Raw genomic sequence first — 24,665 nt, forward strand, 5'->3', positions numbered from 1 at the left:
CGGGGCCGTCGCATCATGCGTCCACGCACCGTGCCCGAGCCGTCCTCGTCCTCGCGACGAGGGCGGCTCGGGCGTGTCCGGGCCGTCTCCCGGCCGCGCCAGCGCGCCGCCGGCATGCGCAGCCTGCGGCGGATCGGGTGGATCCTGGTGGCCTGCGCGGCGGTCCTGGCCATCGCCCTGGCGGCCACCGTCCGCACCTACCGGGTCCACGGTCCCTCGATGGAGCCGACCCACGCCGAGGGCGACCTCGTCGTCGCCACGCTGGTCGGGGGCCTGGCCGGGCCCACCGAGGGCGCGGTGGAGGTGGGCGACGTCGTGGTGGTGGACGCGACGGCCGCCTGGGGGGACACCGGGCCCGAGGGGCAGACGGTCCGCGTGGTCAAGCGGGTGGTGGCCGGGCCGGGGGACCACATCGACTGCTGCACCGACGGCGCCATGACCCGCAACGGGGTGCCGGTGCCGGCCCACGGGCCGGGCGGTGAGGGGCTCGACCAGCGCTTCGAGGAGGCACTGGGGGAGGACGAGTGGTGGGTCGTGGGCGACAATGCGGCAGAATCGAACGACTCGCGCACCCACCTCGCCGCTCCCGGCGGGGGCGTGGTGCGCTCCGACGAGGTGGTGGCCCGCGTACGGTGGGCCCCGTGACCCAGGAGAACCAGCCGATGTCGCCTGATCCCCACGTGGACGGCCCCGCAGCCCCCCGGACGGAGGGGACCGGTGACGGTGCCACCTCCCTGGCGGCGCAGGACACCCCCGACGGCACGTCCGCGAAGAACCCGGAGGACGCGAAGAAGGAGAAGCGGGGCGGGTGGTGGAGCGCCCTCAAGGAGACCGTCGTCGTGGCGGTGCTGGCGCTCTTCTTCGCCTTCCTCATCAAGACCTTCCTCGTGCAGGCCTTCTTCATCCCCTCGGGGTCCATGGAGAACACTCTCGAGGAGGGCGACCGGCTCCTGGTGAGCAAGCTCTCGCCGACGCCCTTCGACATCGAGCGCGGCGAGATCATCGTCTTCCAGGACCCCGGGCAGTGGCTCGGACAGTCCACCCAGGAGAAGAGCGCCCTGTACCGGGCGGGCCAGTTCGTGGGGGTGCTGCCCGGCGACGGCGACGAGTACCTCATCAAGCGCGTCATCGGCATGCCCGGTGACCACGTGGAGTGCTGCGACGCGCAGGGGCGGGTCTTGGTGAACGGTACGGCCGTCGACGAGCCCTACGTCTACCCGGGCAACCCGCCGAGCCTGGTCGAGTTCGACGAGGACGTCCCCGAGGACCACGTCTGGGTGATGGGCGACCACCGCTCCAACTCCGGTGACTCGCGCTTCAACGGCACCGTGCCGATGGACCGGGTGACCGGCAGCGCGTTCCTCGTGATCTGGCCGCTGGGCAGCATCGGGACCCTGTCCGGCTCGGACGCCTTCGACGCGGTTCCCGCCCCGCAGTGAGCAGGCGCGCCACGGCGCGGGCGGCACGGAACCGCACGACCACCACCACCCCCACGCTCCGGGTCGAGCGGGAGCTGCTGCGTCAGGGTGCGCGCCGGGTGGCCGGCATGGACGAGGTGGGGCGCGGTGCGCTGGCCGGCCCCGTCAGCGTGGGGGTCGTCGTGGTCGACGCGGCGGTCGGCACCGCCCCGGTGGGCGTGCGGGACTCCAAGGACCTCTCGGCCGCCCGTCGGGAGGGCCTCGTGCCGCAGCTGTCCCGATGGGGTGTGGCCCGGGGCGTGGGGCACGCCGGGCCCGAGGAGATCGATGCCCACGGCATCATGGCCGCGCTGCGGATGGCGGGGCGTCGCGCGCTGGCGGCCGCGGGGGTCGAGGTGGACGTCGTGCTGCTGGACGGCAACCACGACTGGTTGACCGACCCCCTGCGCAGCGGGCTGTTCGGGCTGCAGGGCGTGGCCGGCCCGGCGGTGGTCACCCGCACCAAGGCCGACCGCACGTGCTCGTCGGTGGCCGCGGCCAGCGTGCTCGCCAAGGTGGAGCGCGACGGCATCATGACCGACCTGGCGGGGGCGCCCGGGTGCGCTGCCTACGGCTGGGAACGCAACAAGGGCTACGCCGCCGGCGACCACCGGGCGGCCCTGGGGAGCCTCGGGCCGAGCGTGCACCACCGGCGTTCCTGGCGCCTGGGGGTGGGGGATGATGGGACCTCTGCGGCGTCCGTGCCGTGGGACGAGCGCCACCGGGAGGTGTCATGAGCGAGGAGGACCTGGACCGCTTCGAGACCGAGGCGGAGCTCGCGCTGTACAGGGAGTACCGCGACGTGGTGAACCTGTTCAGCTACGTCGTGGAGACCGACCGTCGCTTCTACCTGGCCAACGAGGTGGACGTGCAGGTGATGGGGGAGCCGGGCGACACCTGGTTCGACGTGCACCTGACCGACGCCTGGGTGTGGGACATCTACCGTCCGGCGCGGTTCGTCTCCCGGGTGCGGGTGATGACCTACAAGGACGTGAACGTCGAGGAGCTGTCCAAGACCGAGCTCGAGGTCCCGGAGTGACCGCCGGCTGAGCTCGTCGGCGGTGTGACGGGCGCCCGTCCACAGGGTGCCCGGCGGCTGCCGGTGCACCTGCGCCCCGGCCGGCCACCGTGGGCCCATGACTCGTGAACGGAGGACCCTGGGGCGGCGCGGGGAGGACATCGCCGCCCGGTGGTGGCAGGAGCGCGGGGCCCGCGTCCTGGAGCGCAACTGGCGCCACCGACTCGGAGAGATCGACCTGGTGGTGACCAGCGGCCCCCGGCTGGTGGTGTGCGAGGTGAAGACCCGCTCCACCGTCGCCTTCGGGCAGCCGGTCGAGATGGTCGCCCTGCCCCAGCGCCGACGCCTGCGGCGGCTGACGGCCGCGTGGCTGCAGGAGCACCCGGGGCGCTGGGCCGAGGTCCGCATCGACGTGATCGGGGTCCTCCTGCCGCCGGGCGGACCGGCCACCGTGCAGCACGTGCCCGGAGCGGTCTCGTGACCCTGGGGCGCACCTGGGCGGTGGGCCTGGTCGGCATCACGGGCCGGATGGTGCAGGTGGAGGCGGACGTGGGGGCCGGGCTGCCGACCTTCACCGTGGGTGGGCTGCCGGATGCGGCCTGTGCGCAGGCCCCGGACCGCATCCGCGCGGCCACGGCCAACGCCGGCCTGCAGCTCCCCAGCCGCAAGGTGGTCGTGAACCTGTCCCCGGCCGACCTGCGCAAGCGGGGCACGGGCTACGACCTCGGCATCACCCTGGCCATCCTGGCGGCGGCGGGCAGCGTGCCGGCCGAGGCGGTGGCCCGGGTGGCTCACATCGGCGAGCTCGGTCTCGACGGTGAGGTGCGGTCCGTCCCGGGGGTGCTCCCGGCTGTCATCGCGGCACGGACCGCCGGGCTGTCGCGGGTGGTCGTCCCGGCGGCGTCCTGGACCCTTGCCTCCCAGGTCCCCGGCATCGAGGTCGTCCCCGTGCAGCACCTGGCCGCCCTGGTCGACGACTACGTCACCCACGGTCGTCCGATGGGGTGCGAGCCGCCCGCGCACGAACCGCCCCCGGAGCCCGAGGTGCCCTGCCTCTCCGAGGTCTACGGGCAGGAGGAGGCCCGGCGGGCCCTGGAGGTGGCGGCTGCCGGATCGCACCACCTGCTGCTGCACGGTGCCCCGGGCACCGGCAAGACCATGCTCGCGGCCCGGTTGCCCGGCATCCTGCCGCCGCTGGAGGAAGACGAGGCGCTGGAGGTCGCAGCCATCGCGTCGGTGATGGAGGCCGAGGCGGTGGGCATCACCCGGGTCCGGCCGTTCGTGGCTCCCCACCACGCCTCCACGGCCAGCGCCATCCTCGGCGGGGGAGCCGGGCGTCCCCGGCCGGGGGCCATCTCCCGCGCCACCCACGGGGTGCTCTTCCTCGACGAGGCCCCCGAGGTGCGCCGTGACGTCCTCGAGGGCCTGCGGCAACCCCTCGAGGAGGGACGGGTGGTGCTCCTGCGCTCGGAGGGGGCGGTGGAGCTGCCGGCCCGTTTCCAGCTGGTGCTGGCCGCCAACCCCTGCCCGTGCGGGCGCGGCGGCCGCCGGGCCCCGGGGGCCCCGGGGGCCCCGGTGTGCGAGTGCACCCCGCAGGCCCGACGCACCTACGCCAAGCGCCTCTCCGGGCCGGTCCGCGACCGGATCGACCTGCAGGTGGAGATGGACCCGGGCACGCCCTGGGCCGCCGGTGCCGCGCTGCCGGAGAGCTCGGCAGTGGTGGCCGAGCGGGTGGCCGCCGCCCGGCAACGGCAGGCCGAGCGATGGCGGGGGTGTGTCTGGTCGGTCAACGCCCACGTCCCCGGCGGGGTCCTGCGGCGGGGGCCGCACGCCGTGGACGAGCGGGCCTTGGGCCCGCTGCGCCGCTCGCACGCGGCGGGGGTCCTGAGCACCCGGGCGGTCGACCGCATCCTGCGCGTCGCCCGCACCCTGGCGGACCTGGCCGGTAGCGACCGGGTCTCGCTCGAACACGTGATGCGGGCCATGAACCTGCGGGGAGTGGAGGAAGCATGAGCACGTCCGAACAGGTCTCGCCCCCCGGGTGGTCGGCCGAACGACTGGCCCGGGCGGCCTGGAGCCGTCTGGCCGAGCCCACGGACAAGGTGGCCGGGGACCTCGTGGCCGAGTTCGGCGCCCAGGGGGCGCTGGACCGGGTGGCGCGGGACCCGTCGGTGGGCGGTGGTCGGTTCGCCCCGCGGTGGGCCGCCTGGTGCCCGGCCGCGGAGGAGGAACGGGCGCACCGGTTGGGGATCCGGGTCGTGGTGCCCGGTGACCCGGAGTGGCCCGAGGGTGCCGAGAGGCTGGAGCGTCCCCCGGTGTGCCTGTGGGTCCGGGGCCCGGCCAGCCTGCAGGAGGTGCTGGGCTCCTCGGTCGCGGTCGTCGGTGCCCGGTCGGCCACGGCCTATGGCACCTCGGTGGCCGGGGAGTGGTCCCACGCGCTGGCCGGCCTCGGCGTCACCGTGGTCTCCGGGGGTGCCTACGGCATCGATGCTGCAGCGCACCGTGGCGCGCTCGCGGCCGCGGGCACGACGGTGGCCTTCCTCGCCGGCGGTGTGGACCGCCTGTACCCGGCAGGGAACGCGGACCTGCTCACCGAGGTGGTCCGCACCGGGGCGGTGGTCAGCGAGTCGGCGCCCGGCTGTGCACCGCAGCGCGGACGCTTCCTCACCCGTAACCGCCTCATCGCGGCCTTCTCCGCCGGCACCCTCGTGGTGGAGGCAGGGGTCCGCTCCGGCTCGCTGTCCACCGCGCGCTGGGCGGACCTGTGCTCGCGTCCGGTGGCCGCGGTGCCCGGGCCGGTGACCTCCGACCGCTCGATCGGCACCCACCAGATCGTGCGCGACGGACTGGCCACCCTGGTCACCACGCCCGAGGAGGCGGTCGAGGCGCTGTCCCCGGTCGGGCTGAACCTCGCCCCGACCCGCACGGGGGACAGCACCGCGCGCGATGCGGTGGAGCCCCAGCTGCGTTGGTGCTGGGACGTGTTGGGCCCGCGCCCGAGCACGGCGACGACGGTGGCCCGGGCCGGTGGCCGGTCCCTGGGGGACGCCGAACTGGCGCTGGGGATGCTGGGGCTCGCCGGGCAGGCCGAGCGCACCGGCACCGGGTGGGTCCGCTCCCGCTGACCGGCCCCCGGATGGGGTGCGCTCCTGCTGACCGGGCCCCGCGGGGGCGCGGCCCCGCTGAACCGCCGGGGGCGGGTGCGTTCCCACGGGTGCGGCAGCTGATGTGGTGGACTCGGGACCATGAGCGCCACGGGTCTGTTGCGGGAGGTCGAGGGCTTTGCCGACCACCTGCTCCTCGAGCGTGGGAGGTCGCCCCACACCGTGCGGGCGTACACCGCGGACCTGACCGCTCTCGCCGAGCACCTGGAGGCAGCCGGGGCCACCGAGTGGCGCCAGGTGACCCTGAGCGACCTGCGCTCCTTCGCCGCCCGTCGTGCGGCCGCCGGCCTGGCGCGGTCGACCCTGGCGCGGGGGACGGCCTCCCAGCGCACCTTCTTCGGGTGGATGGTGGCCACCGAACGGCTGGTGGTCGACCCCTCCGCCCGTCTGGTGTCGCCTCGCGTCGAGAAGCGCCTGCCCGCCGTACTGCGGGCGGAACAGGCGGCCCAGCTGGTCGAGGGTGGGGGGACCCGACCCGAGCCGAGGGCGACGGGTGGTGCAGGGGACCCCGGGGGCGACACCCAGACCGACACCGACACCGACACCGACGCGGCACCGGGAACCGAGGCCGACCCGGTCTCCCTCGCCACCGACCTGCGCGACCGGGCCGTGCTCGAGCTGCTCTACGCCACCGGCATCCGGGTGGGGGAGCTGGTGTCCCTGGACACGGGCGCCGTCTCCCTGCAGGACCACACGGTGCGCGTCTGGGGCAAGGGCAGCAAGGAACGGGTGGTGCCCTTCGGCGTGCCGGCGCTCCGTGCCCTGGAGGAGTGGGTGCACCAGGGGCGCCCGGAGCTGCTGGGCGCTCGCAGCGGCGAGGCCCTGTTCCTGGGGGTGCGGGGTGGACGCATCGACCCCCGGGAGGTGCGGCGGGTGGTGCACCGCGCGGCCCAGCGGGTGGAGGGAGCAGCCGACATCGGGCCGCACGGCCTGCGGCACTCCGCGGCGACCCACATGGTCGACGCCGGGGCCGACATCCGCTCGGTGCAGGAGCTGCTGGGCCACGCCAGCCTGGCCACCACGCAGGTGTACACGCACGTCTCGGTCGAGCGGCTCCGCGAGGCCTTCGACCGGTCACACCCGCGGGCCTGATGCATCGGCAGCGCTCGTCCCGCGGCGTGGCCGTCAGCGCCGCCGGCGGCGTTCGTCCCGGGGCTTGAGCTCCGGTGCGAAGTCGGGGAGGAGGGTGGGGTCGACGTACTTCCGCGCGGACACCTTCGCCCCCCAGTGCAAGCAGGCCGGGAGGCAGTGCCCCGGGGCCAGCAGCCCGACGGGGGTGCCGGCGATCACCGGTGTGCCCATCGGCAAGCGCCCGGTCAGCGGCAGGTAGGTGGTGCGCAGCCGCGGCGTGTGCGTCACGGACAGGGAACCCACCGAGTTGATCGTCCCGCTCCAGGAGATGAATCCCGGCCCGGCGGCGAACACCGGTTGGCCGGGCACGCCCTCGAGGTCCACCCCGCGGTGTCCCCGGCCCCATGCCTTCTTGGGCGGGTTGAAGGCACGGCGGAGCTTCACCGGCCACATCGGCCACTTGTAGTCCAGCGGGTTGAGGGCTGCGGTGGAGCTGCTCGGCATCGACCCGCGGGGGGCCGCGCCGTCGGCCGTCCCCGGCGCCGCCGGGGAGCCGGGGGCCTGACCCACGGCGGCTGCGAGGCCCCACGTGTGGGCCGCGTGCCGGGTGACGACGTCGAGCTGGACGCGGTGTTGCCAGGGCAGCCAGGCCGGGGGAGGGAGCTGTGTGCTGGCCCCGGCGTCCACGTGGGGGTCGGTCCCGCTCACGCGTGGCTCGGTCGCCGGGGTCGGGTCGCTCGCCGGGACGGGGTCAGGGGTCCCGGTGACCAGGAGGATCGCGGCCGTCATCGCGGCGCCGAGGCGGCGGAGGGCCCGGGAACGGGTCAGGAGGGGGTGCTCGAGGGGTGCCATGACCCGACCGTGGCCCACTGCCGTGCCCCACCGCCCGCGGCTGCCGGGGGTGCTGTGGACGGGGTGATGGTCAGTGCGCGGTGCCCACAGCCCGCCCCGGCAGTCAGCGGGCGCCAGAGTGGGCTAGACTTGACCGCACGTGTGAACTGTCCGTCGCGACCACCAGTGGGTGGGACCGGTCGATGGTTCGCATGAATTCGCGCTCGGACCACTGACCGTGCGCCCCGTGGTCCCCACACCGCCCGCAGGGCAAGGAGGGGTGGGGTGCGCCGTCCGAGCCAGGAGACAACTGCACCCCATCAGAAAGCGAGACCACGGCATGGCCGTCGTCACCATGCGCCAGCTCCTCGAGAGCGGCGTCCACTTCGGACACCAGACCCGTCGCTGGAACCCCAAGATGAAGCGCTTCATCATGACCGAGCGCAATGGCATCTACATCATCGACCTCCAGCAGTCGCTGACCTACCTGAACGAGGCCCACGAGTTCGTCAAGCAGACCGTGGCCCACGGTGGCTCGGTGCTGTTCGTCGGTACCAAGAAGCAGGCTCAGGAGACCATCGCCGAGCAGGCGACGCGCGTCGGCATGCCCTACGTGAACCACCGTTGGCTGGGCGGCATGCTCACGAACTTCCAGACCGTGCACAAGCGTCTGGAGCGCCTCAAGGAGCTCGAGACCATCGACTTCGAGGACGTGGCCAACTCGGGCCGCACCAAGAAGGAGCTGCTGGTCCTCAAGCGCGAGCTGGACAAGCTCGACCGCACCCTGGGCGGCATTCGCGACATGTCCCGCACCCCCTCCGCCGTGTGGGTCGTGGACACCAAGAAGGAGCACCTGGCCGTCACCGAGGCACGCAAGCTGCGCATCCCGGTCATCGCCATCCTGGACACGAACTGCGACCCTGACGAGGTCGACTACGCGGTCCCGGGCAACGACGACGCCATCCGTTCGGTGTCGCTGCTGACGCGCATCATCGCCGACGCCGCTGCCGAGGGCCTGATGGCCCGCTCGGGTGGCGGCAACGCCGCCGCCGAGGAGCCGATGGCCGAGTGGGAGCGCGAGCTGCTGGCCGGTCAGGCCCAGGAGTCCTCCGCCGCCGAGGCCGCTGCCGCCCCCGCGGGCACCGTCGAGGCCGGTCAGCCGACCGAGCAGGCCGACACCCCGGCCGCCGCGACCGAGGGTGCCACCGGCGCCCCCGAGGCCACCGAGGGTGCGGCCACCGAGGGCGAGTCCACCGACTCCACCCAGGCCTGAGCCACCCCACCTGACCGCTGATCCACCAATCTCCAGAGGAGAACCGAGGTTCATGGCGAACTACACCGCTGCTGACATCAAGGCCCTGCGCGAGCAGACCGGCGCCGGCATGCTGGACGTGAAGAAGGCGCTCGACGAGTCGAACGGCGACATCGAGGCCGCCAAGGAGGCCCTGCGCATCAAGGGCCTGAAGGGCGTGACCAAGCGTGAGGGCCGTTCGGCCTCCAACGGCTTGGTCGCCGCGCAGACCGCCGACGGTGCGGGCACCCTGCTCGAGATCAACTGCGAGACCGACTTCGTCGCCAAGGGCGACAAGTTCATCGCACTGGCCGACAAGGTGCTGGCCCACGCCGCCGAGCAGGGGCTCGACAGCGCCGACGCGCTGCGCGCCTCCACCCTGGACGGCCAGACCGTGCAGGAGCTGCTGGACTCCTCGAACGCCGAGATCGGCGAGAAGATCGAGGTCCGCAACCTGGCGCGCCTGACCGCCCCCGAGGGCGGCCAGGTCGTGGCCTACCTGCACAAGACCTCCCCGGACCTGCCGGCGCAGATCGGCGTGCTGGTGGCCACCACCGGCACCGACGAGCAGTTCGGTCGCGACGTGGCCATGCACGCGGCTGCGTTCTCGCCGTCCGTGCTGACCCGTGACGAGATCGACGCCGAGGTCGTGGAGAACGAGCGTCGCGTCGCCGAGGCCACGGCCAAGGAGGAGGGCAAGCCCGAGCAGGCCCTGCCCAAGATCATCGAGGGCCGCGTGAACGCGTACTTCAAGGACAACGTGCTGCTCGACCAGCCGTTCGCCAAGGACCCCAAGAAGTCCGTGGCGAAGGTGGCCGAGGAGGCCGGGGCCGAGGTCACCGGCTTCGCGCGCTTCAAGGTCGGTTCCGACCTGCAGGGCTGAGTCCCCGCGCTCGAGCCTGCACCACGGGGCACGGTCCACCCACCGGGTGGGCCGTGCCCCGTTCGCGTGCCCCGGTGTGCAAGGATCGTCCGGGCCGCTCGGCCCCCGAACGAACGTCCCCAGGAGGCGCCGATGAGCACGACCACAGAGCAGAGCAGCGCGACACCGCGCCGGGTGCTGTTGAAGATGTCCGGAGAGGTCTTCGGCGGTGGCTCCGTCGGGGTGGACCCGGACGTCGTCAAGGGCATCGCCGCGCAGATCGCCGGCGCGGTCCGGGGAGGTGTGCAGGTCGCCGTCGTGGTCGGGGGAGGGAACTTCTTCCGCGGCGCCGAGCTGCAGACCAAGGGCATGGAGCGCACGCGGGCGGACTACATGGGCATGCTGGGCACGGTCATGAACTGCCTCGCCCTGCAGAACTTCCTCGAGTCCGAGGGAATCGACACCCGGGTGCAGAGCGCCATCGAGATGACGCAGGTGGCCGAGCCGTACATCCCGCGCCGCGCCATCCGCCACCTCGAGAAGGGGCGCGTGGTCATCTTCGGTGCGGGCGCGGGCATGCCCTTCTTCACCACCGACACCGTCGCCGCCCAGCGAGCGCTGGAGATCAAGTGCGACGAGGTGCTCATGAGCAAGTCGGGCGTGGACGGCGTCTACAGCGCGGACCCCAAGACCGACCCCACAGCCGAGCGCTACGAGCGCCTCACCTTCTCGGAGGCCCTGTCCAAGCAGCTCCGCATCGCCGATGCGGCCGCCTTCTCCCTGTGCATGGAGAACAAGCTGCCGATGATGGTCTTCGGCATGCAGGGCGAGGGCGCCATCGAGCAGGCACTGCGCGGTGAGAGAATCGGCACCATCGTCACCGCCGACTGAGCGACCCCGCTCGGCACGACCCGGCACGACACCACCAGAGACACCACGACACAGGAGACGCGCATGACCGTCAAGGACGCGCTGGCCGAGGCCCAGCAGAAGATGGACAAGGCCATCGAGGTCGCCCACGAGGACATGGCGGACATCCGCACCGGCCGTGCCCACGCCGGCATGTTCTCCAAGATCATGGTCGACTACTACGGCGCCCCGACCCCGCTGCAGCAGCTGGCCTCCTTCCAGGTGCCCGAGGCCCGCACGATCCTGGTGCAGCCCTTCGACAAGTCGGCCATGAGCGCCATCGAGAAGGCCCTGCGCGAGTCCGACCTCGGGGTCAACCCGTCGAACGACGGCAACCAGATCCGTTGCGTGCTGCCGGCCCTCACCGAGGAGCGCCGCAAGGAGTACATCAAGCTCGCCAAGGGCAAGGGCGAGGACGCCCGCGTCTCGCTGCGCAACATCCGCCGTGCCGCCAAGGAGCACATCGACAAGCTGGTCAAGGACGGCGAGATCGGTGAGGACGAGGGCGCGCGTGGTGAGAAGGAGCTCGAGGCCCTCACCAAGAAGCACACCGACCAGGTGGAGACCATCCTGAAGGCCAAGGAGACCGAGCTGCTCGAGGTCTGACCTCCGGCTCGCCCACGCCTCCGTGACCACCCCCGCCCCGCGCGCGGGCCGCAACCTGCCCGCGGCCATCGCGGTCGCCGTCGCCCTCGCGTCGTTGATCATCCTCTCCCTGGTGATCCGGCGCGAGGGTTTCGTGCTGCTCGCGGGCGCCGCGGGGGCCGTGGCCGCGTGGGAGCTGATGAACGCCCTCAAGAACCGTCCCGGCGGCATCCGGGTGCCCGTGGTGCCCACCGTCATCGGGCCGATGGTGATCGTCTGGGCCACTTGGTTCGCCGGCGGTTCCGGGGCGGCCCTGGCCGCGGTCGGCATGCTCGTGCTGCAGGTGGTGTGGCGGGCCTACCGGCCCCAGCGCGATGACGTGGAGGACCCCCACCACGCAGCGCCCACCGGCCTGCCGCGGGCGCTGGCGGACGTCACCGGCGCCGCACTGATCACCGGCTACGTGGGCGTGCTCGCCGCGTGCGCCGTGCTCCTGGTGGCGCCCGAGGACGGCGTGATGCGGGTGATCGCCCTGGTGCTCATGGTCGCCTGCTCGGACATCGGTGGGTACGCCACGGGCGTCTTCCTGGGGCGCCGGCCGATGGCGCCGAACCTCAGCCCGAAGAAGTCCTGGGAGGGTTTCGCCGGCTCGGTCGCCCTGGCCGCGCTGGGTGGCGTGGCCTCCATGGCCTGGCTCGTCGACGGGCCGCTCTGGGTGGGTGTCCCGCTGGGGATCGCGGTGGCCCTGGCCTCCACCGTCGGCGACTTCGCCGAGTCGGCCCTCAAGCGGGACCTGGGCATCAAGGACATGAGTGACCTGCTGCCCGGTCACGGCGGCATCATGGACCGGCTCGACTCGCTGCTGGTGGCCGCTCCGGTGGCCTGGGCGATCCTGGCCGCGACCGTCCCTGCGCCCTGAGTGACGGGGGAGTGGGACAATGGGCAGGATGACTGACCTGCCGCAGCCCACCACCACGGCGCCCCGCCCGGGCGAACTGACCTTTGCCGCGCCCCGCCGCGGCAAGCCGCCGCAGCACCTGGCCGACCTCGACCCGGCCGGGCGCAAGCAGGCTGTGACCGATGCGGGGTGGCCGGCCTTCCGCGCCAACCAGCTCTCCAAGCACTACTTCGAGCGGTACACCGACGAGCCCGCCGCCATGACCGACCTGCCCAAGGCCGGCCGCGAGGAGATGGTCCGCGGTCTGATGCCGCAGCTCCTCACCCCGGTGAGCGTGATGCGCGCCGACGACGGCGCCACCGTCAAGACCCTGTGGCGCCTCCACGACGGGGCGCTGGTGGAGTCGGTGCTGATGCGCTACCCCAACCGGGTGACGCTCTGCCTGTCCAGCCAGGCGGGGTGCGGCATGAACTGCCCGTTCTGCGCCACCGGGCAGCAGGGCCTGACGCGCAACCTCTCGACCGCCGAGATCGTCGGTCAGCTGGTGGCTGCGAACCGCATGCTCAACGATCCCGAGGCCCCCGGGCTGGCACCGCCGCCGGCGCTGGCCGAGGGTCAGGTGGAGCTGGGCGAGAACGACGCCGACCCGTCCCTCGACGCCGGCGCCGACGAGGTGGAGGACGCGTCCCTGGACACCCCGCTGGCCGCCGGCGGCCCGCACCGCGTGCACAACGTGGTGTTCATGGGCATGGGGGAGGCCCTGGCCAACTACCGCAAGGCCGTCGATGCGGTGCGCCGCATGGTGGACCCGGCGCCGGCCGGCCTCGGCATGAGCGCCCGCGGCATCACCATGAGCACCGTCGGCCTGGTCCCCGCCATCGACAAGTTCGCCGCCGAGGGAGTGGCCGCCACGCTCGCGCTGAGCCTCCACGCCCCCGACGACGAGCTCCGCGACGAGCTGGTGCCCATCAACAAGCGGTGGAAGGTCGACGAGGCGCTGGACGCCGCCTACCGCTACTTCGAGACCACGGGCCGGCGCGTCAGCATCGAGTACGCGCTGATCCGGGACATGAACGACCAGGCCTGGCGGGCGGACCTGCTGGCCGAGAAGCTCAACGCCCGCGGCCGCGGGTGGGTGCACGTCAACCCCATCCCGCTGAACCCGACGCCCGGGTCCAAGTGGACCGCCTCCCGCCCGGGGGTGGAGCAGCAGTTCGTCGAGCGGCTGCGGGCGGGCGGCATCCCGACCACCGTCCGCGACACGCGCGGCTCGGACATCGACGGCGCCTGCGGTCAGCTCGCCGCGGCCCCGGAGGGCACGCTGGCCTGAGCGCGTGCCCGCCGGCCTGGGCCCCTGGGGGCTCAGGCCGGCCCGATGAGCTCTGCGGCCTCCTCGACGGAGTCCACCAGGTGCAGCACGGTCCCCATGTCGCGGTCGGCGCCCAGGGCCTGCAGCAGCGGCCACGCCGGCAGCCTGTGGGTCCAGTGCTCGCGGCCCACGAGCACCAGGGCCCCGAGCTCGCTGCCGGGGGTGGCGTAGTACAGCCGGGTGGCCACCTGGAAGATCTCCTGCACCGTGCCCGCGGCGCCGGGCAGCACCACCAGGCCCGCGGTCGACTGCGCCAGCAGCACGTCCTCGCGCAGGGCGTTGCTGAACATCTTGGCGACCAACTGGCCGAAGACGTTCGGCGGCTCGTGGCCGTAGAACCAGGTCGGGATGCCCACGCTGCGCAGGTCGGCCGGCTCGTCCCACTCGGCGCGGGCGGCGAAACCGGCCCGCGCCCAGGCCTCGACGTCCTCGAACGAGGGCACCTCGCCCACCACCTCGAGCGCCCGCGCGAGGGCCCCGGCGGTGGGGGCCAGGGCGCCGAGGTTCGCGGCCTCCATCGCGCCGGGCCCACCGCCGGTGAGCACGACGTGCCCGGCCTGCGCCAGGGTGTGGCCCAGCCCGGCGGCGGCGGCGAAGTTCGCCGTGCCGCGGGCCAGGGAGTGCCCGCCCATCACCCCGACCACGCTGCGGCCGGCCAGCGGGTCGATGAGGGCGTCCACCATCGAGTCGTCGTGGATGGCGCGCAGCAGTGAGACGTAGGCGTCGCCCTCGAGCCGCTCGTTGCGGAACCAGGCGTACGCCCGCGCGTCGGGGGTCTGCTCGTACCCGCGGTCCAGGCCGGCGAACAGCTCGCCGGCCGTGTAGGCGTGGCCGCGATAGGGCGCCACGGGGGCGTCGGGGATCGCCGGGAACAGGGTCGCGCCGGCGGCCAGCAGGTGGTCGCGCAGTGGGGCGGGGACCTGCCCGCCGAAGAGCACCAGACCCCGCAGGGCGGGCAGGGGCAGGGCCAGGAGCCGGGCGGCGAAGGGACGCAGGTCCAGGTCCTCCAGGGCCACCCGGTAGAGGGTGCGGAGCCCGTCCTCCACCTGTGCCAGCAGGGCGTCGAGCTCCTCGCCGGTGGCCACCTCCTGGCCGCAGGTGTGGGCGTGGACGCGGTGGCCGGCCAGGGGGATCGCGGGCGTCTGGTGCGGGGGTTCGGGCGTCACCCCCACACGGTATCCCCGGCTGCCCGCACCCTGCGGCGTCCGGGCTGGCACAGTTGCCCCCATGAGTGCCCGCACCGTCATGGTCGCCTCCCCGGAGGGGAACACCGGCAAGTCCGCCATCGCCCTGTCGCTCGTGGAGGCGGCCGTCGCCACCGTCGAGCGGGTGGGCGTGTTCCGCCCCGTCGCCCGCGAGCAGGACCGGCAGAGCGACCCCATCCTGTCGGCCCTGCTGAGCCGCGCCGGGTCGAGCATCGACCCCGTCGATGCGGTGGGCGCCACCTACGAGGACGTCCACGCCGACGAGGACGAGGCGATGGCCCGCATCGTGAGCGCCTACCACCGGGTGGCCGAGCAGTCCGACCTGGTGATCGTGCTCGGGTCCGACTTCACCGACGTCACCGGGCCGACCGAGTTCTCCTTCAACGCCCGTGTGGCGGCCAACCTCTCCGCGCGGCTGGTGCTGGTGGTCCACGGGGACGGCCGCACCGGGGAGCAGGTCCGCACGGTGGTGGAGATGTGCGTCCACGAGGCGCAGGCCCAGCACGCCTCGGTGCTCGGCGTGGTGTGCAACCGCGTCACCGGGGTGGACCCCGATGCGGTGACCCTCGCCCTGGAGGGGCTGGTCGCCCAGGACGGCACCGCGGTGCCGGTGCTGGCCACCATCGCCGACCTGCCCCTGCTGTCGGCCCCCACGGTGCGCGACGTCATGGGCGCGGTGGACGGGACGCAGCTGTGGGGCGACGAGGCCGCGCTGGACCGCGAGGTAGAGGACATCCTGGTGGGCGGGATGAACCCCGAACACATCCTGGAGCGGTTGTCCGACGGGCAGCTGTGCATCGCGGCGAGCGACCGGGTCGAGATCCTGCTCACGCTGATCGCCGCGCACACCTCCGACCGGCTGCCCACGCTCAGCGGGGTGGTGCTCAACGGCGGCTTCGAGCTGGGGGAGCGGGTGCGTGAGCTGGTGGACGGGTTGAACCTGCGCCTGCCCGTCATCGAGACGGCCGGCCACACCTACGAGACCGCACGCGCCGCGGCCTCGGTGCGGGGTCTGCTGGGGCAGGGGAGCGGTCGCAAGACCACCGCGGCCCTGGCCCACGTGGGCGCCCGCCTCGATGCCCGGGCCGTGCTGGAACAGCTCGACGTCCGGCCGACCACGGTGGTGACCCCGCTGATGTTCCAGCACCAGCTGGTGGAGCGGGCCGCCCAGCACCGCCGCCACATCGTGCTGCCCGAGGGGTCGGACGACCGCATCCTGCGCGCCGCGGGCCGGGTGCTGACGCGGGACCTGGTGGACCTGACCATCCTCGGGGAGGTGGGGGCCCTGCAGCGGCGCGCCCAGGAGCTGGGGGTGGACCTCTCCGGTGCCACCCTGCGCGACCCCGCGGACGACCCCGATGCCGAGCGGCTCGCGGAGCTGTACACCGACCTGCGACGGCACAAGGGCATGACGCTGGAGACCGCCCGCACCGTGGTCACCGACGCCAACCACTTCGGCACCCTGCTGGTCCGCGACGGGCAGTGCGACGGCATGGTCAGCGGCGCGGCCCACACGACCGCGGACACCATTCGCCCGGCATTCCAGGTCATCGGCACCGCCGAGGGCAGCAACGAGGTCTCCAGCGCCTTCCTGATGTGCTTGGCCGACCGCGTCCTGGTGTTCGCCGACTGCGCGGTGATCCCGGAGCCCACGAGCGAGGAGCTCGCCGGCATCGCCGTGGCCAGCGCAGCCACGGCGCACGCCTTCGGCATCGAGCCCCGGGTGGCCATGCTCAGCTACTCCACCGGCGAGTCCGGCTCCGGCCGTGAGGTGGAGAAGGTGCGGGAGGCCACGGACCTGGTGCGCGAGGCCGCACCGGACCTGCCGGTGGCCGGCCCCATCCAGTACGACGCGGCCGTGGAGCCCTCCGTGGCCGCCTCCAAGATGCCCGACTCGCCGGTCGCGGGCCGGGCCACGGTGCTGATCTTCCCGGACCTGAACACCGGCAACAACACCTACAAGGCCGTGCAGCGCATGGCCGGCGCCCTGGCCGTGGGGCCGCTGCTGCAGGGCCTGGCCCGGCCGGTGAACGACCTCTCGCGCGGGGCGCTGGAGGACGACATCGTGAACACCATCCTCATGACGGCCGTGCAGGCGGCCTCCGACGACGCAGGGAGCACCTCGTGAGCGCACTGGTCATCAACGCCGGGTCCTCCTCGGTGAAGTTTCAGGTGGTCGACCCGGCCACGGGTGCAGTGCGCGCCAAGGGGCTGGCAGAGCGCATCGGCGAGACCGAGGGCGCGGCCACCATCGAGCAGGAGGGCCAGGGCGAGCAGAGCACCAGCCAACCGTTCGCCGATCACCGTGCGGCCCTGGCGTGGGTGCTGGACCAGCTGGGCGGGGCGGGGTTGCTCGCGGACGTGGAGGTGGTGGGCCACCGCACCGTCCACGGTGGCCGCCGCTTCGACCGCCCGGTGGTGCTGGACGACGAGACCCTGGCCGTCCTGCGGGAGCTCTCGCCGCTGGCGCCCCTGCACAACCCGGCCAACATCGAGGGCATCGAGGCCGCTCGAGAGCAGCTCCCCGAGGTCCCGCACGTGAGTGTGTTCGACACCGGCTTCTTCGCCGAGCTGCCTCCCGAGGTGCGCACCTACGCCATCGACACCGAGGTGGCCCAGGAGTACGCCGTGCAGCGCTACGGCTTCCACGGCGCCAGCCACGCCTATGTCTCGCAGCGCGCCGCCGAGGACCTCGGGCGCGACCCGGCCGAGCTGAAGGTGATCGTGCTCCACCTGGGCAACGGCGCGTCGGCCGCCGCCGTCGACGGCGGACGCCCGGTGGACTGCTCGATGGGGATGACCCCGCTGGAGGGACTCGTGATGGGCACCCGCCCCGGTGACATCGACCCCGGGGTCCTGCTCCACCTGCTGCGCCACGGCCTGGACGCCGACGAGCTGGACGACCTGCTCAACCGGCGCAGCGGGCTCAAGGGGCTCACGGGCACCAACGACATGCGGGAGGTCCGCGCGGCCGCCACGGCCGGCGACGAGCGGGCCCGGCTGGCGCTCGACGTGAGCATCCACCGCATCGTGCGCTACGTGGGTGCCTTCCACGCGGTGATGGGGGGCCTGGACGCCTTGGTCTTCACCGCGGGGGTGGGCGAGAACAACGTCGAGCTGCGGGCCGAGGTGTGCGAGCGGCTGGCCGTCCTGGGCATCCGCCTCGATGCGGGGCGCAACACCTCGGTGCCCCGCGGCCGGCCGGGGTCCACGGTGGTCTCGGGCGACGACTCGCAGGTGGCGGTCCTGGTGACCCCCACCAACGAGGAGCTGTACATCGCTCGCGCCGCGGCAGCGACGGTGACACCCTGAGGGCATGACCACGCACAGTGACCTGAGGAAGCAGATCGACGACCTCGTCCCGGCGGAGGCGACCGGGTTGTTCGTGGGGGGACAGTGGCGCGATGCCTCCGGGGGCGGGTACTTCGCGGTGACCGACCCCAGCGACGGGGAGACCCTCCGCGAGGTCGCCGACGCCGCGGAGGAGGACGGCGTGGCGGCCCTCGATGCGGCCGTGGCCGTCCAGTCCGACTGGGCCGCCACCCCGCCCCGGGAGCGCTCGGACATCCTGCGCCGCGCCTTCGACCTGCTCATCGAGCGGACCGAGGAGCTCGCGGCGCTGATGACCCTCGAGATGGGCAAGTCGCTCGAGGAGTCGCGCGGCGAGGTCGCCTACGGCGCGGAGTTCCTGCGCTGGTTCTCCGAGGAGGCCGTGCGCCTCGAGGGCCGCATGGTGCCGGCCCCCGCCGGGGGGTCCACCATCCTCACCCGGCGCAAGCCGGTGGGTCCCGTGCTGGCGATCACCCCGTGGAACTTCCCGCTGGCCATGGCCACGCGCAAGGTCGGCCCCGCGCTCGCCGCCGGGTGCACCGTGGTGCTCAAGCCCGCGTCGGCCACGCCGCTGACCTCGATGGCGCTGATGGAGGTGCTGCGCGAGGCCGGGGTGCCCGACGGGGTGGTCAACTGCGTCACCACCACCAACACCTCCGAGGTGATGGGGCGCCTCATCTCCGACGACCGCCTGCGCAAGCTCACCTTCACCGGCTCCACCCCGGTCGGCCGGGCCCTGCAGGGCCAGGCGGCCGAGACCCTGCTGCGCACGTCCATGGAGCTCGGCGGCAACGCACCCTTCGTGGTGCTGGCCGACGCTGACCTGGAGCAGGCGGTCGAGGGGGCGATGGCCGCGAAGTTCCGGAACATCGGTCAGGCCTGCACGGCCGCCAACCGGTTCATCGTCGTGCGTGAGGTGGCCGAGGAGTTCGCCACCCGCTTCGCCGCGGCGGCCGCCGAGCGGTCGGTCGGGCGCGGCGGTGACGAGGGCGCGGACCTGGGCCCCCTCATCGACGCCGACGGGCTCGGCAAGGTGACCGAGCTGGTGGCGGACGCGCTCGACCAAGGTGCCACCGTCCTGGCCGGTGGCCCGCAAGCCTGCCAGGAGCTGCGGACGGGCCTCCCCGAGGGCGGTTCCTGGTACCCGCCGACCGTCCTGGGGGACGTGCCGGCCGGGGCGCGCATCCTCTCCGAGGAGGTCTTCGGGCCGGTGGCGCCGATCCAGGTCGTCGACGGTGAGGCCGAGGCCCTGGCCGCTGCGAACGACACCGAGTTCGGGCTGGTGGGCTTCGTCTACTCCCGCGACGTCTCGCGGCTCATGGCCTTCGCCGAGCGGATGCAGACCGGCATGGTCGGCCTCAACATGGGCGTGGTCTCCCAACCGGCTGCGCCCTTCGGCGGGGTGAAGCAGTCCGGGCTCGGCCGGGAGGGTGGCCACGAGGGCGTGGAGGAGTACCTCGAGGTGCAGTACCTGGGCCTCGCGGACTGAGCAGGCGCCGGGGCGGGCGCCGGAAGGCTCCCCCGCGCCGGTCCGCCCGGGTCAAGGCCGCCTGAGGACTCGGTGCGGATCGCCGGGGCAGCGGTCACGGGACCGCACCGGCGCGGCCGGACTCCCTAGCGTGGACCCGACAGCACCGGGGGTCGCGGCCCGCCGGTGGACCCCTCCCTCCGGAGATGCTCATGCGACACGCTTCCCCGACCCACCGCACTGCCCCGACCCACCGCCCTGCCACCGCCCGGTCGCACCGCCGCCTCGGCGGAGCAACCGTGCTGGCAGCGGGCCTGCTCCTGCCCACCCTCGCCGCCGGGCCGGCACAGGCCCAGCCCGACAGCACGCCGCCGGCCCCTTCCGACCACGCGTCCGAGCAGGGCATCGACGGCCCCGGTGAGGCCACGATGGGGTGGAGCCTCCAGGACGGGACCGGCCCCGCGGCCGGCGCCCCCGGCCAGCACCTCGGGCCGCTGGGCACCGGGACCGCGATCGACCCTGCCGTCGAGGCCGCCCACGGTCCCTACGGCATCGACACCAGCAGCCACACCACCGTGCAGGACTGGCAGTGGTTCTCCGCCGTGGGGGCGGAGTTCGCGTGGGTCAAGGCCACTGAGGGGGACTACTACACCAGCCCCGTCTTCAGCGCGCAGTACACCGGCGCCACGGAGCAGCAGATGGTCCGTGGCGCCTACCACTTCGCCAACCCGGCGGAGTCCTCCGGCGCCCACCAGGCGGAGTTCTTCGTGGCGAACGGGGGTGGCTGGAGCGCGGACGGCCGCACCCTGCCGGGGGCGCTGGACATGGAGTACAACCCCTACGGCCCGGTCTGCTACGGGCTGGACCACGCGCAGATGGACGCCTGGATGCGCGACTTCGTCGGCCGCTACCAGCAGCTGACGGGCGTCAAGCCGGTCATCTACACCAACGCTGACTGGTGGAACACCTGCGTGGGCCGGGCCGACTACTCCGACGTGCACCTCTGGCTGGCGCGCTACGACGCCACCCCCGGCACCGCACCGTGGTCGTGGTCGGACCACGGGGCCAGCCACACCGTCTGGCAGACCCGCCCGGTCACGGACAAGGGGTACGACGTGAACCGCTTCCACGGCGACCGCGCCGCGCTGCAGGAGCTCGCCGCCGGCCGCTGATGCCGGGGGGCGGCGGGTGCGGACGTACCCTGACGCCCATGTCTGCACGTCGCGTCACCCTGCTGGGATCCACCGGTTCGATCGGCACCCAGGCGGTGGAGGTCATCCAGAAGCACCCCGACCGCTTCGTCGTGCACGGTCTCGCCGCCGGCGGCAGTGACCTGGGGCTGTTCGCCCGGCAGGTGGTCGCCCTGCGGCCCGAGGCGGTCGCGCTGGCCCGCGGCAGCCAGGACGAATTGCGCGCGGCCCTGGACGCCGTGCCCGGCGGCGCGGACGCACGCCCCCGCATCCTGACCGGCCCCGAGGCGGCCGCCGAGCTCGCGGCCGACCCGGTCGACGTGGTGCTCAACGGCATCACCGGCTCCATCGGCCTGCGGCCCACGCTGGCCGCCCTGGCGGCGGGCAGCACCCTGGCGCTGGCCAACAAGGAGTCGTTGATCGTCGGGGGCCCGCTGGTGAAGGCAGCCCTCCAGCGTCCCGACCAGATCGTGCCGGTGGACTCCGAGCACGCCGCCATCGCCCAGTGCCTGCCCAGCGGCCGCCGGGAGGAGGTCCGCCGGCTGGTGATCACGGCCTCCGGGGGCCCCTTCCGCGGCCGCAGCCGCGCCGAGCTCGCCGCGGTGACGCCCGAGCAGGCCCTGGCCCACCCGAACTTCGCGATGGGGCGCGTGGTCACCACGAACTCGGCCACCCTGGTCAACAAGGGGCTGGAGGTCATCGAGGCCCACCTGTTGTTCGACGTGCCCTTCGACGACATCCAGGTGGTGGTCCACCCACAGCAGCAGATCCACTCGATGGTCGAGTTCCGCGACGGCTCCACCATCGCCCAGATCGGACCGCCCCGGATGCTGGTGCCCATCGCCCTGGGTCTGTCCTGGCCCGAGCGCCTGGCCGAGGTCGACGAGCCCACCGACTGGACCCGCGCGCAGTCCTGGCAGTTCGAGCCCCTCGATGCGGTGGCCTTCCCGGCGGTCGACCTCGCGGTCCACGTGGGGCGGCTGGGCGGCACCGCCCCGGCGGTCTACAACGCGGCCAACGAGGAGTGCGTCGACGCCTTCCACGACGGCCGCATCGCCTTCACCGACATCACCGACACCGTGGCCGCCGTGGTCGAGCAGCTCGGGAGCGGGGGAGAGGACGGCTCCCTGCGTCTGGAGGACGTGCTGAGCGCCGAGGACGAGGCACGGGCGGCCGCACACCGCCTCATCGAGGCTGCGGGATGCCGCTGATGCTGTACCTGCTGGGGGTGCTGGTCGTCTTCCTGGGCATCTGCGTCTCCATCGCGCTGCACGAGATCGGCCACCTCGTCCCGGCCAAGGCCTCGAGGGTCAAGGTCACCCAGTACATGGTGGGCTTCGGGCCGACCATCTGGTCCACCCGCCGCGGGGAGACCGAGTACGGCCTCAAGGCGATCCCGCTGGGCGGCTACATCCGCATGATCGGCATGCTGCCGCCGCGGCGGGAGGACCCCGCCGGCACGGTGCGCTCGACCTCGACCGGCTTCCTGGACCAGATGTCCGAGGACGCCCGCCACGCGGCGATGGAGGAGGTCGGGCCGCAGGACGCCGACCGCGTCTTCTACAAGCTGCCGGTGTGGCGCAAGGTCATGATCATGCTCGGCGGCCCGCTGATGAACTTGCTCATCGCGGTGGTGCTGATCACCGGCCTGCTGACCCTGCACGGCACCGCGCAGCCGACCACCACGCTGTCCACGATCGTCCAGTGCGCCCCGGCGGACCCGGCCGCCACCGAGTGCGGCCCGCAGGACGAGCCCAGCCCCGCGGCCGCCGCCGGCCTGGAGCCCGGGGACCGGGTGCTCAGCGCCTCCGGGGTGGCCGTCACCAGCTGGGCCCAGCTCACCGACGCCATCCGCGCCAGCGCGGGGCAGGAACTGCCACTGGTGGTGCAGCGCGACGGTCGGCAGCTGGAGCTCACGGCCCACCCGGTGCTGCGGGAGCGCCCCGTGGTGCAGGACGGCCAGGTGCTCGAGCGCGACGGTCGCCCCGTGCTGAAGGAGGTCGGGTACCTGGGGGCGTCGCCCGCATCGGAGCAGGTTCGCCAGCCCGTCAGCGAGGTGCCGGCGGTGGTGGGCGACGGGCTGTACCGCACCGCATCGGTGGTACTGACGATTCCGGCGCGGCTGTGGGACGTCGGCCAGACGGTGCTCGGCCTGGAGGAGCGGGACCCCAACGGGCCCATGTCCGTCGTCGGCGTCGGGCGGGTGGCCGGCGAGGTCACCTCCAGCCAGGAGATCGGCCTGGACTGGGGCGAGCGGGTCGCGTTCTGGACCAGCCTGGTGGCCAGCCTCAACCTGGCCCTGTTCGTGTTCAACCTCGTGCCGCTGCTGCCGCTCGACGGGGGGCACGTCGCCGGCGCGCTGTGGGAGGGGGCCAGGAGGGCCTGGGCGCGCCTGCGGGGCCTCCCGGACCCGGGGCACGTGGACGTGGCGCGGATGATGCCGCTGGCCACCGGCATGGCCGTGGTGCTGCTCGGCATGGGGCTGTTGCTCATCTACGCCGACATCGTGGCGCCGGTGCGGCTGGGGTGACCCACTCCACCCAGCGGAACCCGGGGTGCGTGGGTGCGCGCGGGCAGATCCTTGCGATACTGGGCGCATGACTGTTTCGCTGGGAATGCCCGCACCTGTCCCGCAGACCGTGGCGCCGCGCCGAAAGAGTCGCAAGATCAAGGTCGGCAGCACCTTCGTGGGTGGCGACGCGCCGGTCACCGTGCAGACGATGACCACCACCAAGACCTCCGACATCAACGGCACCCTGCAGCAGATCGCCGAGCTGACCGCGGCCGGCTGCGACATCGTGCGCGTGGCCTGCCCCACCCAGGACGATGCGGACGCGCTGCCGATCATCGCGCGCAAGTCGCAGATCCCGGTGATCGCCGACATCCACTTCCAGCCCAAGTACGTGTTCGCCGCCATCGATGCGGGGTGCGCCGCGGTGCGCGTGAACCCGGGCAACATCCGCAAGTTCGACGACCAGGTGGGCGCGATCTCCCGGGCCGCCAAGGACGCCGGCGTCTCGCTGCGGATCGGTGTGAACGCCGGCTCGCTCGACCAGCGCCTGTACGACAAGTACGGCAAGCCCACCGCCGAGGCCCTGGTGGAGTCGGCCGTGTGGGAGGCCAGCCTCTTCGAGGAGCACGACTTCCATGACTTCAAGATCTCGGTCAAGCACAACGACCCGGTGGTCATGATCCGGGCCTACGAGATGCTCGCCGAGCGCGGTGACTGGCCCCTGCACCTGGGCGTGACCGAGGCCGGTCCGGCCTTCCAGGGCACCATCAAGTCGGCCACCGCCTTCGGGGCGCTGCTCGCCAAGGGCATCGGCGACACCATCCGCGTGAGCCTCTCGGCCCCGCCGGTGGAGGAGGTGAAGGTCGGCACCCAGATCCTGCAGGCGCTGAACCTGCGCCCCCGCAAGCTCGAGATCGTCTCCTGCCCCTCCTGTGGGCGTGCGCAGGTGGACGTCTACAAGCTGGCCGATGAGGTGACCGCCGGTCTGGAGGGCATGACCGTGCCGCTGCGGGTGGCCGTGATGGGCTGCGTCGTGAACGGTCCGGGCGAGGCCCGCGAGGCCGACCTGGGCGTGGCCTCGGGCAACGGCAAGGGTCAGATCTTCGTCAAGGGCGAGGTCATCAAGACCGTGCCGGAGAGCCAGATCGTCGAGACCCTCATCGAGGAGGCGATGCGGATCGCCGAGGACATGGGCGAACCCGTCGACGGCGTGGAGGGGCAGCCCACCGTCAGCGTCGGCTGAACAGGGCCCACCGCGCCGTCACCGTCAGAACAGGGCGAGACCGGCGTTCAGCAGGAGTGTGAGCACCACCGAGGCGACGATCGAGAAGAGGATCATCGCGAGGCAGCCGGGGCCGCCGCCGACCGGGCGGACTTCCGTGTTTCCGATGCGCATGCCCCGACAGTAGGCCTGCCGACCGGGTGCCGCACCTGCTCGGGCCACCAGCCGCCCTGTGCGCGAGGTCGACCTCGCGGAGGCGCTGCCCACGACGCGCTCGCGCCGC

24 protein-coding genes are annotated in these 24,665 nt (G+C 73.2%); 21 read left to right on the forward strand and 3 right to left on the reverse strand.

Annotation, left to right across the window (positions count from 1 at the left end; genetic code table 11):
• The first annotated feature begins 15 nt into the window (after positions 1 to 15).
• From lepB (KSED_RS05420) to KSED_RS05455, 8 genes are all read left to right on the forward strand, one after another.
• A complete protein-coding gene (gene lepB, locus KSED_RS05420; protein WP_081439768.1) occupies positions 16 to 645 on the forward strand; it encodes a signal peptidase I in 630 nt (209 codons plus the stop codon).
• Complete coding sequence (lepB, locus tag KSED_RS05425; RefSeq protein ID WP_237699569.1) at positions 642 to 1,439, forward strand: signal peptidase I; 798 nt, start codon at positions 642 to 644, stop codon at positions 1,437 to 1,439. The genes lepB (KSED_RS05420) and lepB (KSED_RS05425) overlap by 4 nt, the downstream gene beginning before the upstream one ends.
• On the forward strand, positions 1,436 to 2,194 hold the full coding sequence (rnhB, locus tag KSED_RS05430) for a ribonuclease HII (RefSeq protein WP_015779097.1): 759 nt from the start codon (positions 1,436 to 1,438) through the stop codon (positions 2,192 to 2,194). The genes lepB (KSED_RS05425) and rnhB overlap by 4 nt, the downstream gene beginning before the upstream one ends.
• Positions 2,191 to 2,496, forward strand: coding sequence for a DUF2469 domain-containing protein (locus KSED_RS05435; RefSeq protein ID WP_015779098.1), 306 nt, complete (start codon positions 2,191 to 2,193; stop codon positions 2,494 to 2,496). The genes rnhB and KSED_RS05435 overlap by 4 nt, the downstream gene beginning before the upstream one ends.
• Positions 2,497 to 2,593: 97 nt before the next feature.
• Positions 2,594 to 2,956 carry a YraN family protein gene (locus KSED_RS05440; RefSeq protein ID WP_015779099.1) on the forward strand — a complete coding sequence of 121 codons (363 nt, stop codon included), beginning with the start codon at positions 2,594 to 2,596 and terminating at the stop codon, positions 2,954 to 2,956.
• Positions 2,953 to 4,488 carry a YifB family Mg chelatase-like AAA ATPase gene (locus KSED_RS05445; protein WP_015779100.1) on the forward strand — a complete coding sequence of 512 codons (1,536 nt, stop codon included), beginning with the start codon at positions 2,953 to 2,955 and terminating at the stop codon, positions 4,486 to 4,488. Before KSED_RS05440 ends, KSED_RS05445 begins: the two co-directional genes overlap by 4 nt.
• Entirely contained in the window at positions 4,485 to 5,600 is a 1,116-nt protein-coding gene (dprA, locus tag KSED_RS05450) for a DNA-processing protein DprA (protein ID WP_015779101.1), read from the forward strand. The genes KSED_RS05445 and dprA overlap by 4 nt, the downstream gene beginning before the upstream one ends.
• Positions 5,601 to 5,720: 120 nt before the next feature.
• Positions 5,721 to 6,731, forward strand: a complete 1,011-nt coding sequence (locus KSED_RS05455) for a tyrosine recombinase XerC (RefSeq protein ID WP_015779102.1) — start codon at positions 5,721 to 5,723, stop codon at positions 6,729 to 6,731.
• A 33-nt stretch (positions 6,732 to 6,764) separates the two neighbouring features.
• On the opposite strand, the gene KSED_RS13565 is transcribed toward KSED_RS05455, so the two are convergent.
• Positions 6,765 to 7,562 carry a M23 family metallopeptidase gene (locus KSED_RS13565; RefSeq protein WP_143827352.1) on the reverse strand — a complete coding sequence of 266 codons (798 nt, stop codon included), beginning with the start codon at positions 7,560 to 7,562 and terminating at the stop codon, positions 6,765 to 6,767.
• Positions 7,563 to 7,881: 319 nt separating this feature from the next.
• On the opposite strand from KSED_RS13565, the gene rpsB reads away from it, so the two are divergent.
• The 6 genes from rpsB to rlmN all read left to right on the forward strand — a co-directional run bounded on the left by rpsB (position 7,882) and on the right by rlmN (position 13,416).
• Positions 7,882 to 8,814 (forward strand): 30S ribosomal protein S2, encoded by a 933-nt coding sequence (gene rpsB / locus KSED_RS05465; RefSeq protein WP_015779104.1) that lies wholly within the window; start codon positions 7,882 to 7,884, stop codon positions 8,812 to 8,814.
• Between the two features lie 52 nt (positions 8,815 to 8,866).
• On the forward strand, positions 8,867 to 9,715 hold the full coding sequence (gene tsf, locus KSED_RS05470; RefSeq protein ID WP_015779105.1) for a translation elongation factor Ts: 849 nt from the start codon (positions 8,867 to 8,869) through the stop codon (positions 9,713 to 9,715).
• Between the two features lie 132 nt (positions 9,716 to 9,847).
• The gene (pyrH, locus tag KSED_RS05475; RefSeq protein WP_015779106.1) at positions 9,848 to 10,585 is read left to right on the forward strand and encodes a UMP kinase; all 738 of its coding nucleotides are present in this window, start codon (positions 9,848 to 9,850) and stop codon (positions 10,583 to 10,585) included.
• Positions 10,586 to 10,648: 63 nt separating this feature from the next.
• The gene (gene frr, locus KSED_RS05480; protein ID WP_015779107.1) at positions 10,649 to 11,209 is read left to right on the forward strand and encodes a ribosome recycling factor; all 561 of its coding nucleotides are present in this window, start codon (positions 10,649 to 10,651) and stop codon (positions 11,207 to 11,209) included.
• Positions 11,210 to 11,231: 22 nt separating this feature from the next.
• A complete protein-coding gene (locus tag KSED_RS05485; RefSeq protein ID WP_015779108.1) occupies positions 11,232 to 12,107 on the forward strand; it encodes a phosphatidate cytidylyltransferase in 876 nt (291 codons plus the stop codon).
• Between the two features lie 28 nt (positions 12,108 to 12,135).
• The gene (gene rlmN / locus KSED_RS05490; protein WP_015779109.1) at positions 12,136 to 13,416 is read left to right on the forward strand and encodes a 23S rRNA (adenine(2503)-C(2))-methyltransferase RlmN; all 1,281 of its coding nucleotides are present in this window, start codon (positions 12,136 to 12,138) and stop codon (positions 13,414 to 13,416) included.
• 32 nt (positions 13,417 to 13,448) lie between these two features.
• Here the strand turns inward: rlmN and KSED_RS05495 are convergent, their stop codons facing one another.
• On the reverse strand, positions 13,449 to 14,621 hold the full coding sequence (locus KSED_RS05495; RefSeq protein WP_237699570.1) for an LOG family protein: 1,173 nt from the start codon (positions 14,619 to 14,621) through the stop codon (positions 13,449 to 13,451).
• A 61-nt stretch (positions 14,622 to 14,682) separates the two neighbouring features.
• Here KSED_RS05495 and pta point away from each other — a divergent pair, with 61 nt between their 5' ends.
• From pta to ispG, 7 genes are all read left to right on the forward strand, one after another.
• A complete protein-coding gene (pta, locus tag KSED_RS05500) occupies positions 14,683 to 16,788 on the forward strand; it encodes a phosphate acetyltransferase (RefSeq protein ID WP_041290872.1) in 2,106 nt (701 codons plus the stop codon).
• Positions 16,785 to 17,972 (forward strand): acetate/propionate family kinase, encoded by a 1,188-nt coding sequence (locus tag KSED_RS05505; RefSeq protein WP_015779112.1) that lies wholly within the window; start codon positions 16,785 to 16,787, stop codon positions 17,970 to 17,972. Before pta ends, KSED_RS05505 begins: the two co-directional genes overlap by 4 nt.
• A 4-nt stretch (positions 17,973 to 17,976) precedes the next feature.
• Positions 17,977 to 19,479: an NAD-dependent succinate-semialdehyde dehydrogenase gene (locus tag KSED_RS05510; protein ID WP_015779113.1), complete on the forward strand. Its 1,503-nt coding sequence runs from the start codon at positions 17,977 to 17,979 to the stop codon at positions 19,477 to 19,479.
• Between the two features lie 191 nt (positions 19,480 to 19,670).
• Positions 19,671 to 20,630, forward strand: coding sequence for a GH25 family lysozyme (locus tag KSED_RS05515; protein ID WP_015779114.1), 960 nt, complete (start codon positions 19,671 to 19,673; stop codon positions 20,628 to 20,630).
• Positions 20,631 to 20,668: 38 nt separating this feature from the next.
• Positions 20,669 to 21,859: a 1-deoxy-D-xylulose-5-phosphate reductoisomerase gene (dxr, locus tag KSED_RS05520; RefSeq protein ID WP_015779115.1), complete on the forward strand. Its 1,191-nt coding sequence runs from the start codon at positions 20,669 to 20,671 to the stop codon at positions 21,857 to 21,859.
• Entirely contained in the window at positions 21,850 to 23,178 is a 1,329-nt protein-coding gene (locus KSED_RS05525) for a M50 family metallopeptidase (protein WP_015779116.1), read from the forward strand. The genes dxr and KSED_RS05525 overlap by 10 nt, the downstream gene beginning before the upstream one ends.
• Before the next feature lie 67 nt (positions 23,179 to 23,245).
• The gene (gene ispG / locus KSED_RS05530) at positions 23,246 to 24,403 is read left to right on the forward strand and encodes a flavodoxin-dependent (E)-4-hydroxy-3-methylbut-2-enyl-diphosphate synthase (protein ID WP_041290873.1); all 1,158 of its coding nucleotides are present in this window, start codon (positions 23,246 to 23,248) and stop codon (positions 24,401 to 24,403) included.
• Between the two features lie 24 nt (positions 24,404 to 24,427).
• Here ispG and KSED_RS15550 read toward each other — a convergent pair whose 3' ends face one another.
• Complete coding sequence (locus tag KSED_RS15550) at positions 24,428 to 24,556, reverse strand: hypothetical protein (protein WP_015779118.1); 129 nt, start codon at positions 24,554 to 24,556, stop codon at positions 24,428 to 24,430.
• Positions 24,557 to 24,665 lie beyond the last annotated feature (109 nt).

The sequence above is a fragment of the Kytococcus sedentarius DSM 20547 genome (genome assembly GCF_000023925.1).
Lineage (GTDB): Bacteria > Actinomycetota > Actinomycetes > Actinomycetales > Dermatophilaceae > Kytococcus > Kytococcus sedentarius.